The sequence below is a fragment of the Pseudidiomarina aestuarii genome (assembly GCF_003987355.1).
Lineage (GTDB): Bacteria > Pseudomonadota > Gammaproteobacteria > Enterobacterales > Alteromonadaceae > Pseudidiomarina > Pseudidiomarina aestuarii.
Genome location: NZ_PIPR01000001.1, coordinates 1039761 through 1054968 on the forward strand (window position 1 = coordinate 1039761; position 15208 = coordinate 1054968).

The 15208-nt window shown below is 49.8% G+C and carries 13 protein-coding genes; 6 read left to right on the forward strand and 7 right to left on the reverse strand.

The features are described from left to right. Window positions 1-96: 96 nt before the first annotated feature. Together CWE22_RS04815 and lpxH are read left to right on the forward strand one after the other, a co-directional pair. Window positions 97-594: a peptidylprolyl isomerase gene (locus CWE22_RS04815; RefSeq protein WP_169930223.1), complete on the forward strand. Its 498-nt coding sequence runs from the start codon at window positions 97-99 to the stop codon at window positions 592-594. Window positions 595-605: 11 nt separating this feature from the next. Further along, on the forward strand, window positions 606-1352 hold the full coding sequence (gene lpxH, locus CWE22_RS04820) for a UDP-2,3-diacylglucosamine diphosphatase (protein WP_169930224.1): 747 nt from the start codon (window positions 606-608) through the stop codon (window positions 1350-1352). On the opposite strand, the gene miaE is transcribed toward lpxH, so the two are convergent. Further along, entirely contained in the window at window positions 1349-2107 is a 759-nt protein-coding gene (gene miaE, locus CWE22_RS04825; RefSeq protein ID WP_169930225.1) for a tRNA isopentenyl-2-thiomethyl-A-37 hydroxylase MiaE, read from the reverse strand. The two genes, lpxH and miaE, sit on opposite strands and share 4 nt — an antisense overlap. 129 nt (window positions 2108-2236) lie before the next feature. Here miaE and CWE22_RS04830 point away from each other — a divergent pair, with 129 nt between their 5' ends. After that, a complete protein-coding gene (locus CWE22_RS04830; protein WP_169930226.1) occupies window positions 2237-2836 on the forward strand; it encodes a Yip1 family protein in 600 nt (199 codons plus the stop codon). A 44-nt stretch (window positions 2837-2880) separates the two neighbouring features. Here CWE22_RS04830 and olsF read toward each other — a convergent pair whose 3' ends face one another. Further along, window positions 2881-4575 carry a bifunctional ornithine lipid synthase OlsF gene (olsF, locus tag CWE22_RS04835; RefSeq protein WP_169930227.1) on the reverse strand — a complete coding sequence of 565 codons (1695 nt, stop codon included), beginning with the start codon at window positions 4573-4575 and terminating at the stop codon, window positions 2881-2883. Between the two features lie 178 nt (window positions 4576-4753). On the opposite strand from olsF, the gene CWE22_RS04840 reads away from it, so the two are divergent. Then, on the forward strand, window positions 4754-5989 hold the full coding sequence (locus tag CWE22_RS04840) for a dicarboxylate/amino acid:cation symporter (RefSeq protein ID WP_169930228.1): 1236 nt from the start codon (window positions 4754-4756) through the stop codon (window positions 5987-5989). Window positions 5990-5992: 3 nt separating this feature from the next. Here the strand turns inward: CWE22_RS04840 and CWE22_RS04845 are convergent, their stop codons facing one another. The 4 genes from CWE22_RS04845 to CWE22_RS04860 all read right to left on the reverse strand — a co-directional run bounded on the left by CWE22_RS04845 (window position 5993) and on the right by CWE22_RS04860 (window position 10805). Further along, window positions 5993-6688 carry a hypothetical protein gene (locus CWE22_RS04845; protein ID WP_169930229.1) on the reverse strand — a complete coding sequence of 232 codons (696 nt, stop codon included), beginning with the start codon at window positions 6686-6688 and terminating at the stop codon, window positions 5993-5995. 8 nt (window positions 6689-6696) lie between these two features. Next, entirely contained in the window at window positions 6697-7278 is a 582-nt protein-coding gene (gene smrA / locus CWE22_RS04850; RefSeq protein ID WP_169930230.1) for a DNA endonuclease SmrA, read from the reverse strand. Between the two features lie 29 nt (window positions 7279-7307). Continuing rightward, a complete protein-coding gene (sohB, locus tag CWE22_RS04855; RefSeq protein WP_169930231.1) occupies window positions 7308-8309 on the reverse strand; it encodes a protease SohB in 1002 nt (333 codons plus the stop codon). A gap of 99 nt (window positions 8310-8408) precedes the next feature. After that, window positions 8409-10805 (reverse strand): VolA/Pla-1 family phospholipase, encoded by a 2397-nt coding sequence (locus CWE22_RS04860; protein WP_169930232.1) that lies wholly within the window; start codon window positions 10803-10805, stop codon window positions 8409-8411. Window positions 10806-11058: 253 nt separating this feature from the next. On the opposite strand from CWE22_RS04860, the gene CWE22_RS04865 reads away from it, so the two are divergent. Then, window positions 11059-11796, forward strand: coding sequence for a YciK family oxidoreductase (locus tag CWE22_RS04865; protein WP_169931026.1), 738 nt, complete (start codon window positions 11059-11061; stop codon window positions 11794-11796). A gap of 46 nt (window positions 11797-11842) precedes the next feature. After that, window positions 11843-12838: a WD40/YVTN/BNR-like repeat-containing protein gene (locus CWE22_RS04870; protein WP_169930233.1), complete on the forward strand. Its 996-nt coding sequence runs from the start codon at window positions 11843-11845 to the stop codon at window positions 12836-12838. Window positions 12839-12992: 154 nt separating this feature from the next. Here the strand turns inward: CWE22_RS04870 and CWE22_RS04875 are convergent, their stop codons facing one another. After that, window positions 12993-15104 (reverse strand): aminotransferase class V-fold PLP-dependent enzyme, encoded by a 2112-nt coding sequence (locus CWE22_RS04875; protein ID WP_169930234.1) that lies wholly within the window; start codon window positions 15102-15104, stop codon window positions 12993-12995. Between the last annotated feature and the right edge of the window lie 104 nt (window positions 15105-15208).

Consider the following 15208-nt stretch of genomic DNA (forward strand, 5'->3'; position numbering starts at 1 on the left):
GCTTGAGTCAAACATAATACCGCAAGCTGTAGCCATGTCACAAACAGTGGTACACTGCGTGGGTTAATTTGTCTGCTATTTTATGGAGTTATTCAGATGCAAGTGACCTTACACACCAATCACGGCGATATTAGCCTCAAACTCTTCGCTGAAGAGGCCCCCGCGACCGTTGAAAACTTTCTCACCTACGCCCGTGAAGGCTTTTACAACGGCACTATTTTTCATCGCGTGATTAAAGGCTTTATGATTCAAGGCGGCGGCATGGACGAAGAGTTAATGCCAAAAACGACTCATTCACCGATTCAAAATGAAGCCAATAATGGGTTAAAAAATACCAAGGGCACCGTCGCTATGGCGCGTACACAAGATCCGCACTCGGCAACGGCACAATTCTTTATCAATGTGGCGAATAACGAATTTCTGAATTTCAAAAATGAAAGCGTTGGTGGTTGGGGTTACTGCGTATTCGGTGAAGTGGTTGAAGGCATGGACGTGGTCAGCGCCATTGAAGCGGTCCGTACCGGCAGCCACAGCTTTCATCAAGACGTTCCCTTAGAGAACGTTGTCATCGAATCGGTCACTGTTGCCGAGTAAGCAACGTTCTGATGACAACCTGGTTTCTGTCTGATCTACATCTTAGCCCAGCGCGCCCAGATATCAGCGCGCTGGCCTTCAAGTTTTTCCGAACCACCGCGCGCCAAGCTGATGCAATTTATATACTCGGTGACTTAGTGGATGCATGGATAGGTGATGACGATACCAGCGCGTTTGCGCAGTCGCTGCAACATGAACTCGGTGAACTCACCCGTTCGGGCGTGCCAACATTCTTTATTGCCGGCAATCGCGATTTCTTGATGGGCGCAGCCTTTAGCGAAAAAACTGGCGTCACGCTGCTGCCTGAAGAGACCGTAGTCGATCTCTACGGCGTTCCCACGCTGTTACTCCATGGCGATAGCTTGTGTACGGATGATGTTCGTTATCAGCGTTTCCGGCGCTTTATTCGACATCCTTGGGTGAGCGGTGCTCTATTAGCCTTACCACTGACAGTGAGACTCTGGATAGCACGTAAACTTCGCGCCAATAGCAGTTCGCAACAGCCCCTCACACCAGCCCAGCTGAGTATTATGGATGTGAATGACTCTACCGTCAGAGCGACTTTTGAAGGCTTCGGCGTTCAGCGCATGATTCATGGTCACACCCATCGTCCTGCTATTCATCAGCACGTTCTGAAAACGGGCGCGACAGCCGAGCGAATTGTACTCGGTGATTGGTACGAACAAGGCAGCTTATTGCGCGTCGATGCCAACGGTTACGACTTAATCTATCGACCACTCACAGCCGACACGGTTTAAGCCGCAGCGGGAACACCGCTATGAAACCGTAGCTCGTCATCAGCGCTGCGAATTAAGTCCGCCTCAATTTTGCCAAAATACTCCACCCGCTGTTGAATCGACTCCCCCGCTAGGCTCTCAGCCAAGGTCAAATAGTCTTGATAATGACGTGCTTCTGAACGCAATAAAGATTCATAGAACTGCCCTAAACGGGTTGGCACTAGCGGCGCCAGCGCAGCGAAACGCTCACAGGACCGCGCTTCAATATAGGCACCGCAAATTAACTTATCGACTAAAGTAGCCGGCTCATGCGTGCGGACATGACTCAGTAACCCGCGTGCATAGCGACTCGATGACACATTCCGATAAGGAATATTCAATTCAGCCATAATCTCGAGTACTTGATAGAAGTGATGAAGTTCTTCTTTGATCAGTAGCACCATTTTGTCGATCAGGTCATGGCTGTAGGGCGCATCATTACGTGGCAGCATATGTTTGCTCAACTTCTGATGTCGAGCTAAATCACGCCAGTCACCCACTTGCCGATAAGTGAAATCTTCGAACGGCTTCAACCAGTCAAGCAATGCTTGTCCGGACGCTTCGTCCACTGCATACCGGCGAATCAACAGCATGGCTGATTGCGCTGCCTTCAATTCGCACACTAGATGATCAATTAACAGCACTTCGAGGTTGTCTGGTTTGCTGGCTTCACTAAGCCAACCAGCAGGCGTCTCGACCTGCAGAAAGTTGCGGATTGGTTGAAGCAAAGATTGCACGTTGAAGAACCCTTAAAACTGCTTGACTCTGACTGAAATCCGACCAATAGTGAGTACTAGTCGGAGCAATAATTCGACACTCATAATAACAATAAATTGAATGAACAACGACAGAAGTAGAGGTTTGTCATGATTTTGAATCATATTTGGGGCCTATACGCACACCCACTAGAAGAGTGGAAGACCATTGATCAACGTCATGAAAGTATGACGTTTGCACTGAGTCATATCCTCTTAGTTGCACTAATTCCGTGTCTTGCTGCTTACTATGCATCCGCTCATTTAGGTTGGAGCATTGGTGCTCGGGAAGCATCCTTCTTGACGCAAAGTAGTGCTATCACGCTCAGTGTGGCCATGTATTTAGGTATTATCGTGGCCGCTTTTGCCCTAGCCTATCTCATCCATTGGATGGCGAAAACATTTGGCGCAGCGCCTACCTTCACCCAATCCATGGAATTAGCCGCTTACACCGCCACCCCAGCTATTATGTCTGGTGTTGCCGCGTTGTATCCTGAGTTGTGGTTTGTGACCATGGCATTTCTAGCTGGGGTAGCTTACTCGGTCTACTTGCTTTATACCGGTGTGCCGATTCTTATGCATATCCCAGAAGAGCGTGGCTTTATTTACGCCAGTTCAGTGGTCACTGCGGGACTCATTATGCTGGTCGTGCTGATGGTGACTTCAGCAATATTGTGGACTAATGGTTTCGGACCTCAATACGTCAGTTAAGGAACAATGGTGAGCGTCTCGTCGAGACGCTCACTCCTCTTTTTTTAGCGCTTCAGATAACGTTTCGCTTTCTGTGACTTCAATCGCGCCAAGTCCACCATCACCAAACCATCAATAGCATTCGCAAAATCTTCATCCACGTTAAACCCCAAAAGACGCACACCATTTGGCTCGCACAAATCTGCATACTGTTTGTACAACGTGGGAACGGCTGCGCCTTGGTGCGCCAATGTGTGCTTGAGCACAGCGAAATCAGCAGCATAATCGGTAGTTGCCGGTGGCAATGGTCGTCCGGTCGGATGATAGGGTGTTCGACACTCCGCCAAGTGTTCAGGATCCGGGAAATGTTCACCAAAAAACTGAACCAACGCATCCTTTGCCAAAGTTGGTAATGTTGCACTCATAGTGACGGCGCCAAACAGGTAACGATATTGAGGATTTGCTTGTAACAAAGCGCCGATACCTTGCCACAAATAATCCAAGCTTCTCATCCCCCAATATTTCGGCTGGACAAAACTCCGACCCAATTCAAGTCCTTCGGCAAAATACGGTTGCATGGCATCGGAATAATCGAACAAGGTATGAGTGTAAAGTCCTTCTTTGCCGCGCTGCTGTATCACCTCATTAGTATCCACCAAGCGGTAGGCACCGGCTATCTCTAACTCATCAACATCCCATAAAATCAGTTGATCATACCAAGTATCAAAATTATCGAGATCGCGCCGTTGTCCAGTTCCTTCGCCAACCGCGCGAAAGGCAAATTCACGAAGTCGACCAATTTCTCGCAGAATGGCTGAGTTCCCTTGGTAGCGATAACGATAGATCGACTTCCCATCTGCGGTTTCACCGAGTCGTTCGCACGTTTCAATTTCGCGCTTCAACAACTGCCGTTGTTCTGCCCGTGCAATCGGTCGTTGAGTTGGCAACAATCCCGGTTTATCGGCACCGATTCGATACAAGTGTTTGCGAATGCGCCGCACGCGCTCAGCTAACGGTGCAGGGTCATGGCGTAATGTCGACCATGGAATCAACTCACCTATTCGGAAGTGCAGATGACCGGCCTGCTGCCTAAACATCTCTTGCACCAATAGTGCAGTCGCTAAAGGCTTATAGAGCATTGATGCACCATAAAACCATGCCGAGTTGTGAGCTTTCACATAAATCGGTAGTAATGGTGACTGAGTTCGCTGCGCAATTCGCAAGAATCCTGTTTGCCAATGACCATCGCGCACGCCTGCGGGTCGCAGGCGGGACACTTCTCCGGCAGGAAAGACAATCAGCGCGCCTTCATTTTCAAGATGCTGGTAGAGTCGTTTTAACGGCTCTCGCTCAGTACGTTTATGAAAAATTGGAACCGGCACGAGTAAGTCGTTGAGTGGTTCGACTGCTTGTAGTAAATCGTTCGCCAACACTTTCACATCACTGCGAACGTCACTAATGAGTTTCAACAAGGCTAAACCATCCAGCGAGCCAATAGGGTGATTGGCAATAATGACGACACGCCCTTCTCGCGGGATATTATCCAGTTCGCTATCACGTGCAGTGTAAGTAAATTGGAAATAGTCCAGCACTTGCTCGACAAACTCTAATCCCCTGACATGAGGATAGCGTTCACCAAATGATTGAATATCACGTTCATGCAAAAGCCCACGCAGAAGCCATAATGCAGGTTTCTGCAGCCATGGATTGTCATGTACTTTGGGTAAGTTTTGGCGCAGTACTTGGTCAACGTGAATCATCGCTCAGCTCCTTGGTTAATTGAAAGCGTACGAGAGCTGGATTGCATTTCCATGGCATGCTGATGACAAACAGATGACGAACTCATCAAGTCGCCCATTTGCCGACTAGTGCTTTGGCTCTGGGCCATTATCTGCTAGGCTGTTGCGATTCCTTTTGTGTGACTCTACAGGTTCCGTTATGACCGAAAATAAGAAAAAGATGGGATTAACTACGCGCATTGTGATCGGCATGTTTGCCGGTATTGCCCTTGGCGTTTTATTGAAGCTCGTTGCCCCAGATAGCGCCTTTGTCGATGCCTATTTGACCAATGGTCTGTTCAATGTGGTGGGTAAAATATTCATCGCATCTTCGCTCAGTGACCCCAGTAAATTGGGACGTTTAGGTGGGAAAGCGGTTGGCTTATACTTAGTGACCACTGCCATCGCCATTTCACTGGCTATCGCTGCTGCGGTATTGATTCAACCGGGCATGGGTTTAGATTTAGCAACCGATGCAGTATTCGAACCGAAGGAAGCTCCGAGTCTCGCGCAAGTCATTATCGATCTATTCCCCACCAACCCAGTTGAGGCCATGGCCTCCGGTAACATGCTGCAAATCATCGTGTTTGCACTATTATTCGGTATCGCAATGGCATTAGTGGGTAAGCCCGGTGAGCGACTCAAAGGTTTCTTCGAAGATCTGAACGAAGTCATTATGAAGCTGGTGCTAATTCTTATGAATTTGGCTCCCTATGGCGTATTCGCTCTTATGGCTAAGTTGTTCACAGAAACCGAATTTGGCGCCATTCTCAATCTCGGCAAATATTTCCTGTTAGTGCTCGGGGTGCTGTTATTCCATGGACTCGTGTCCTACCCCATAATCTTGAAGACAGTCAGCAAAATGAACCCGCTGATTTTCCTCAAAAAGCTGCGTGAAGTTCAAATCTTTGGTTTTAGTACAGCAAGCAGTAACGCCACCATGCCGATCACCCTCGAAGCCGTGACCAAGCGCCTCGGTGTGAGCAATTCTGTGGGGTCATTCACAGTGCCGTTGGGTGCAACCATCAATATGGACGGCACTGCCATTATGCAGGGCGTTGCTACCGTGTTTATCGCTCAGGTATACATGATCGATTTAAGCATCGCTGACTATCTGATGGTGGTCTTGACTGCGACATTGGCATCGGTAGGCACCGCTGGTGTCCCAGGCGTAGGTTTAATTATGTTGGCCATGGTACTCGGCCAAGTGGGCTTACCTGTTGAAGGTATCGGTTTGATCATCGGCGTCGATCGTTTACTCGATATGACGCGCACTGCGGTCAATGTAACCGGTGACGCCATGGTATCCGTCATCATCGCCAAGAGTGAAGATGAACTTGACGAGACGGTCTACAATGACGCCAACGCCGATCAACTCGAGCGTGATCTGTCTTAAGGTTTAAAACTCGATGATTGCCTCGCGCCACAGCAAACGAAACAGGCGCGGGGTATCGACTACGGCTTCCACGTCGCCAGCGCGAATTTGCTGTTGTATTTGGTCTAAGATGGGCGGCAGTAGTTTGGCTATATAATCATTCGCGCTCTCGTCTGAGCGTACAGCGGGTAACTGGAGCGTAGCAATTTTCGCGCTGACTATGGGCAACCCTTGATCAAATAAATTCACCACGACATCGGTCAGCACAACCTCATCGACCTGCCAAATAAATTGCTCAGCCGTTTTATAACGACCACGTGATTGCTGTAGCGCATCGATTAAGTAATGCACATTAGAGCGTCCTTCTCCAAAGTACGCCAGCGTCAACTGTGCACCTTTCGCGTGGAGCTTATCAACCACTAGATTCTGTTGTTGTGGCCCTAACCAATCACCTTCCAACCGCAAGGTATCGGCTCGCAACACTTGGTTTAAGCCCGCATCCAATGCATCCACACGAGTTGCCAAGGCAAAATCATCAATCAGCAGTTCACCGGTCAACGTAATAAGTTCAAACCGGCTAAATGATAAGTCACTTTGTAATTGCTGAGCCGTTTGCTCTTGCAAGAGACCGCCGACGCGATCAGATAACGTCTCATCCGCGAAGGTTGGCGCGACGCTGCTCAGAGCAGTAACGGTCATCAGTCCAAGTATAATTTTCATCGTTCATCCTAGCGCTTTTGATGGCGCTCTCTGTTTAGCAGCTTCTGTTCAGCATTCTTACGCAGCATCAAGTATACCGCTCCGCTTCCGCCATGGTGCCTTTGCGCACTATGGAATGCCATGACCGGCTCCAGTTCCCGCAGCCATTTATTGACGTAGCTTTTGATGAGCGCTGGATGTGGCTTGCTGTGCTTGCCCATACCATGAATGACCAATGCAGAGCGCACGCCGGTGCGATGACAATCCTGAATAAACTCAAACAGTGCTACGCGCGCCTGACGCAAGCTGTGTTCGTGTAAATTGAGGCTAGCCTCAATGGTGTATTGCCCAAGTCGTAAACGCTTGTAAACGCCATGCTGGACACCATCACGACGAAACTCGAGTAAATCAGCGGGATCCACTAATTCGACATACTCCGTCGAGAGAAAATTAACGTCGTCAGCCAGTTGTTGTTCCGCGGCTTTGCGCCGTTCAAGCTGCGCTAAAGTCGGAGTAAATGCGGTACGTATATCCGCCACATCATCACTCGTGAGCGGTGTTACATCGGTCATCTCACGACGAAACAACTCAAATTCATCGTTTTTAGACATCGCCAACCTCTCTTACTATCAACCTTGAATTACGACCAGCGGTTCGCTCCCACAAAGTTACGTAGTTGTGCCAAACCACTACTCACATTTCGACCAATGCGTTCACCAATTGGTTTCTTCTGTTGATAGCGAATTTGCACAATTTCGTGACTCTCAATTCGTTCTAATAACCAAGCATCACTCGTTATGAGACTATCAACTAGGCCCAATTCGTGAGCTTGCTGTGCGGTCCAATATTCACCGGTTGCAACCTTGTCGATATCCAGCTCAGGTCGATACTTGGCAATGTGAGCTTTGAATTGTTCGTGAATATTCTCAATATCTGCTTTGAATTTCTCGCGACCTTCGTCGGTATTCTTGCCGAACAAGGTTAACGTTCGTTTGTATTCACCAGCGGTGACTTGTTCGTAATCAATATCGTGTTTTTGCAACCAACGATGGAAGTTCGGCAGCTGTGCAAGCACGCCGATTGAGCCAATAATGGCAAACGGAGCAGCCTGAATATGATTGGCAACCGCAGCCATCATGTAACCGCCACTCGCGGCAATCTTGTCGACACTGACAATGACGTCCAAATCAGCATCTCGCAAACGCTGCAGTTGCGCAGCACCTAAGCCGTAGCCATGCACAACACCACCACCACTTTCCAAGCGCACTAACACTTGATCACCTGGTTCCGCAATACTCACCACTGCATTGACCTCACGGCGCAACGAATCCACTTCTTTCGCATCCATGCTGCCATGAAAATCGATGACATAGACACGCTTACGTTCGTCTTGTTTGTTCGACTTCGCCGCTTGCTTTAGTGACTTGGCTAATTTCTTCCGTTCTTTCTTATCCAGCATTTCCAATTTCAGAGATTGTGCGCTTTCGCGAAGATCATCGGACAGCATGTCAAGATGCAGCTCACCCTTCGACTTCTTCTGTCGCTGCGCAGCATTGGCCATCACACCAACAATCATGACTACTGCAAATACGATAATTGCGGCTTTCACAACAAAGCTACCAATATCAATCAGAAACTCCATGCAATCTCTCCTTGTTGAACTGCCGTCATGAGCAGCTCAAAAATAGCGATAAAAAAGGGCCGACAAGCGGCCCTTTTAGTATACGTAATTTAAGCGATTTTAGTTGGTCAGAATCACACTCGTGTTCGTCACTGGAATCGCTGTCGCATTGGTTGAGAACCATCCCGCTGCTTGCATTTGCATTTCAAACGTTGCTGCAAATGATGCCGCTGGACTCACGATCGAACCGTGGTCACCTTCAATGAAGCGAACAGCGCCCGATACCGGCTCACCATCAACACTAGCAACAGTCTGCGTGACCGCAGGTAATTGCAATGCAGCAATCAGTGGCTCTGTACCCGCTAATGGTTTACCAGGAACTGTGTTCGGTACCACTTGGTCAGGTAACACGTCGCCACCACCCACAACTTCAATCAAGTGAATCGGACTTTCAGTCTCAACCACGTTGCGAGCGTAGTTTATTGGATCCGCTGAATCAATGACTGTCTGCGCTGCGAAAGCGAACTGTTCAAATACACCATTGATTTGCGCTTGCTGTGCATCGGTCAAACTCGCCCAGAACTGCTCGTAGACTTGAATCAACAAACCTTGGAACGCTGGATTTGTTGGACCCACACCTGCGGCTTGTGCAGCAGCATTCACAGCTGCAGCGAAATCAGCATTGGCTGCATACAGCAACTGACTCTTAATCACAGGTCCAAATGATGGTGAACCCAGCAATAGGTTCGCAACACTACCACCCGGAGCCATCAGTGAACTCGCATTCACTTTAAACAAACCGGAAGCTGGTGCTAATGCGCCAGTCATTGGTGTGTTGGCCATTGCGGTAAAGCCAGTACCCGTAATTGCGCCCAGAGAATGACCAACGAAGAATACGCGCGAGCCATCAATCGGTGCGCCTTGTTGCGCATTTAAACTTAAGCGCAAGCCCAGCATATCCGAGATAGACTGACGCAGGTTGTCACGCGCTGTCAGCAGGCTACCGAGGTTCATGTAGGCAGTTGGACTACCAGTGCTCGCATTAATGGCACCAAAGCCGCGATCACCATGCAATGGATGGTCCATCGCTACCGTGGCAAAACCGGCAACCGACAACGTACCCATAATGCCAAAGGCATTGGTTTTGTTACCCGTGATACCGTGCTGGAAAATCACCACTGGCCAGCCGTTTGCTGGTTGTGAAATTGGAGCCAAACCCTGTGCAGCACGAACTTGGTTCACTGCAGCAGCGTTTGGAACCGACATCACAACTGGTACGTTAGCGTTGGTCACAGCTGCTGGGATTGGATTATATTTGGTCAAATGACGCTCGTTGTCGATGCCTGGGAAGTCGTAGCAGGCATTTGGTGGTAACAGCAGCGCTGGATTTTGCAATGCAGCAGGATCAATACCAACTTGTGCAGGATCAATTGCACCAGCGCGAATGGCGCCGAGAATAGACGCTGGACTGTCACACGCTGCACGCCAGCGACCTTCTAATGGTGCTCTTGGATTCTCTGCTGTTGGCACTGGCAGGAAATACGGCAGCGATACTTGGCCTTGATACAGGGCAGCGGTGCTCGCCGCAGCGAATGCTGGGTTGGTTGGATCAGGTTGTAGAGCCCCTGCACCCACTAATGCGTCAGCAACGGTAATACCGGTATTTTGTGACATCAGCGCTGGCGTACCTGTGGTGCTGAACTGTTGCACCATCAACCCTTTAATCGCACCGAATACATCACTGGTAGATTGTGTTGTATAGCTCGACACATAAATGATGTCGTCTTTGTCTAAGCCAAACGCTTCTAGCGCTGACTCGTGACTGTTAATCAATTGCTGCAGTCCTACTGCTGCTGGGTCACCAGAAACTGGGAACTCGCTCGCATTACGCTTCATCAAACCATACGTCTGCGAAGGCTGTACATCCCGTCCTAACGAGTCTTGGATATTTGAGGTGAGCACGACTGCATAACCCGTTTTCGGCTTCAACGGCTTCAGTGGCACAATGGCGACGCCTTTCGGACCTGTCGCTGAAACAATGAAGTCAACACCATGGGTGAGCTCGGCCGCGATGGCGCAAGTTGCCGCAGGGCTCGCTGCCGCACAGGTTGCATTGACCGCTGTACCGCCCATCACCGCTTCAAACACACGGATAGAACCTGGCGCTTCGAGTGACGCGCTGTCGACAGTAACTTGATTCCCATTTTGGTCAAACGGCAATGAGAAGCTGAACGTCATGGTTGAGTGTGTTCCCCAGCCATCTAAGCCGTTAATGGCTACTTGCGGGTCAGCAAAGTCGGTTGGGTCTGCAACTGGGATATTTAACGTGCCATCCACGGACCCACTCAACAAGATATTCGATGGAACGGGAACCGCACCATTACTTGGATCAAACACCACGCGGGTGGCATTTACTTGTGTTTCTATTTCGGTTGTTGGTGCATCGTCACCACTACCACCGCAGCCGGCAAGTAGCAGTGCACTGCTGATAGCTGATGCAAGCATGAGTTTTTTCATGAGGCTTCCCCGATCCTTGTTTGTATTGTTATATTCTGAGCATCTATTCAATGCTTCTTTTCGTCTTGCCTATCATCGCCTTTTTCAACTGGTACGACAAGACGTGTCAATTAACAAAATTTTATACACCGCTAGCGCCTAACTTAAAAGCAATTTTTCACTATTTTCTTTTCTCAAAGCTGAGAAAAATGGGAAAAACCAGTACACTATCGGCACATGAATTTAGCCATAGTGTAAGCCGAAAATGACGAAGATGCATAACGAGTCTGTGACAAAAGATTGCCTAACCAACAAAATAATCCTAGTAACCGGCGCGGGTGACGGCATTGGTCGCCAAGCTGCACTTGCTTATGCGAGTTATGGGGCCACGGTCATTCTCTTGGGACGAACGGTAACAAAGCTAGAAGCCGTTTACGACGAAATTATTGCTGCTGACGGGCCGGAGCCGGCGATTGTGCCGCTGGATTTAAAGGGCGCAACCAAAAGCCATTATGAAGGTCTGAACGCCACCATCATTGAAAAGTTTGGTCGTCTTGATGGGTTGCTCAACAATGCCAGTCTGCTGGGTGTCTTGTCGCCATTCGAACATATCGACCACCCCAGTTGGAATGACTTAATGCAAGTCAACGTGACGGCCCAGTTTATGCTGACACAAGCATTGATGCCGGCTTTGAAACGAGCAGAACATGCAAGTATTGTATTTACCTCATCGGGCGTTGGTCGCAAAGGACGCGCCTATTGGGGACCCTACGCGGTCTCGAAGTTCGCTACGGAAGGCTTAGCGCAGGTCATGGCTGACGAATATGAAGGATCATCTATTCGTGTTAATGTCATTAATCCTGGCGCTACTCGAACCACAATGCGTGCTCGTGCGTATCCAGGAGAAGACCCAAAACAATTGAAGACACCGGCTGACTTGATGCCTTTATATGTGTATCTCATGGCTGATGCCAGTGTTGAGGTCAATGGTGAAAGTCTCGACGCGCAGTAGCATGTAGCATTGAGACCGTCTTTCAACCGTCAAAGAGTGAGTCTATATGCTGGCATTGAATGCTTTCCTATCCGCAACCGTTCTACTGAGTTCCAGTGTCACTGTGGAAACTTTGCCCGCAGCAGCTGCGGTTAATTGGATTGGTGTCAGCGCACCCAGCCCTGATGTGGTTTGGGTCAGTGGCTCCGATGCGACAATTGGCCGCAGTCTCGATGGTGGTCAGACATGGAACATCAGTAAACCATCGACTACTGCTCTTGAATTTCGCGATATCGAAGCATTAGATAGTAACCAAGCCTATGCACTGAGCATCGGCGAAAATGGTGACTCCCGAGTTTATTACACCAGCAACGGTGGCGAAAGCTGGCTATTACGCTATCGAGCGAGTGGCGAGCAGTTCCTCAATTGCATGGCGACAGCGCCCAGTGGCGAAGCTTGGATAACCGGAGATACCATTGATGGGCGCTGGGATATGGTTCGCAGTGCTGATGGCCGCAATTGGCTGACTGCTCGAAATGCAATTGGACAAGCACCACAGGCCGGTGAAGGTGGTTTAGCTGCGAGTGGTGGCTGTATCCGCTTCAACAATGAAGTCTGGGCCATTGGAACCGCGAATGCCACCGTCGCGCGAGTTCTGTATAAGGGTGTTACACGCATACGCTTTCAAGTGCTGGATACACCCATAGCTGCTGGCCCCTCCGCCGGCATTGCCAGTGTTTGGCCCTATTCTGATAAGCACATGCTCATGGTCGGTGGTGACCTGAATCATCCAGAAGCGCGCCCGCGTATTGCAGAATACAAAGATGGCGATTTTATCGATTGGCCAGAGCCGCCTCTTGACGGTGCACTCTACAGCCTCACCATCACGCCGGATAGCGACGTACTCGTCACCAACCCAAGCGGTGCAGCTCTGCACAACGCCAGCACCAATGAATGGACAAAGATCAGTGAGGCCAACATCTGGAATAGTGCCTGCGTAGCTGATCACTGCTATCTGGTCGGCAAAGAAGGCTATATCGGGAAATTCACAGTAACAGAGTAGTTACTGGCTACTAGCTATTGGCTACTGGTTACTGGTTACTGGTTACTGGTTACTGGTTACTGGTTACTGGTTACTCGAAAACCCAGATCTGCGCTCTTCTAATAGCTAGTAACTAATAACTAATAGCTAGTAACTAATAGCTAGTAACAAGTAGCTAGTAGCTATTCAGCAGCGCGGTTCCGCCGGTGAGATGACTCACCTGGCAGAATCCGTGACGGCTGAGTACTTGCGCGGCGACCGCGCTCCGATGGCCCGAGCGACAGAGACAGACGATCGGACGTTGTTCATAGTCGTGACGATGGTCGTATATAAATTGGGTCAGTCGAGTCAGTGGCACGTTTACCACCGCAGCAGGCAAATTCAGTGGATTGACCTGATGTTCTTGTTGCTCGCGCACGTCGACCACCAACGTTTCTGGGCGTTGTAACCAGCTTTGCTGCTCTTCCAAAGCAATGTCCACTAGATCGCAACAGCGCTGCTGCTGCGTGAGTTCACCAATTCGAAATGCAACAGCAAAATCTTCGTCATCGCGAGGGCATAATAAAGTTTGCTCGTGGACCAATTTCGTTAATAAATCGGCATTGGCTTGCTCACCAATAAACGCGAAATCCACATGAGCTTTTGCTCCAGGGGCAATCGGTGAACTCAGTAAATAAGTCGGTTGGCGTGAGCCCACTCGGTACAGCCTGCGATTCCCAACCAGCAAACAGCCTTCAACCGGCAACTCACATTCCACCGGTGGACTACAGGTCATCAAGGTGGCGTGAAAAGGCCAGCCAACCGCATCTCGGGCAGCATCGCAACCGCTAGCACACAACAATTGCGCCAACATAGCAGCCGGACTTGAAGCTGCATGTGGCGCTGTCGTCAACACTGCTTTGACACGGTAATGCTGACAAGCGACGAGCTTCTCAATCCGTTCTGCCAACTCTGGCAACGGGTCAATGACAGCCATTTCGCGCGCACTGCGATCAATGACTAAGTAACAACATTGATTATCAAAACGCAGTTGTACTAATCCGTCGAGCTCAGAATCGACGTCTTCATTGGTATCCGCTACCAACAAACAGGACTGTCGTAATGCCCGCGCGGCATCTTTGATTCGTTCGCAGGCAGACGCAATAGTTTCTGCCGAGGTGGCAGGACCAAAGGATAATCGAATCGCGGATTGTGACCGCCAATCTTCGAGTCCCATCGCATCCAGTACAAAGCTCCGTGGAACCTTCGAACTGCAGGCGGAGCCGGAGCTCACACGAATATTGGCTGCGTCAAAGACATCCATAATGTCTCGCGATGGCACGCCCCGCACCGAGAAGTTCAGTGTCGTCGGGACTGAGTGTTCGAGGGCATGGTTCAGTTCGAGAGTCGGAAACGCTTCACGCAGTGCCGCTAATAATTGGTCGCGATAATTCACCAAAACAGCATGTTGGTGGAATGTCTTTTCATCGGTTTCCAGCAGCACTTCAAACAAGGCATGCAGCGCCGCGATACCCGGCAGGTTTTCAGTGCCAGAACGGAGTCCTTGTTCCTGACCACCACCAATAATCAACGGCGTGAAAGCAGCACCCGAGCGCACATATAAAAAACCGATGCCTTTGGGGCCATATAATTTATGACCGCTAAATGGCGCATAATCGATACTGGTCGATGACAATCGCAACGCCTGCTTACCCAGCGCTTGCACGCAATCGACCATCCATGGAATCGTCGGATTGTGTGCGCGAATCACCCGTTCTAGGGTCTCGAGATTTTGTTGAACACCGGTCTCGTTATTCACCGCCATGGTACAAATCATCGCTGCATCAGCAACGTGCGCAGCAATAAAGTCGTAATCAAGTAAACCATTGGCATCGACCGGGATAGCTTTGAGCTCAGCTTGGACATTGAGCAGTGAACGCCAATGCTCCAACGCTTGGGGAACCGCCTTGTGTTCGGTGGCACCATAAAGCAACCAACGTTTCGCAGTCACATCCTTCTGACTCGCTTGCAGAGCTGACAGCACGGCGGTTTGAATCCCTTCGGTAGCACCACTGGTAAAGATCAGATGGCCCTGTCCGGCACCCACGACGTCACGTCCGAGACGTCTCGTATCATCCAAAATATAACGTGCTTGCAGACCCGTGATATGACTACTGCTGGGGTTACCAAATACATGCGCCATGACATGCTCGACGGCATTCGCAATGCGCGGTAGCACAGGAGTAGTGGCGTTGCAGTCGAGGTAAATCTCGGCCGTCTTGGGACGAATCTGAACGGGGGTAACCATCGCTGAGAGACTGCTCCTTTGTGTCTGTAGTGACTGGCTACTAGCTATTGGCTACTAGCTATTGGCTATTGGCTATTGGCTATTAGCTATTAGCTATTAGCTAT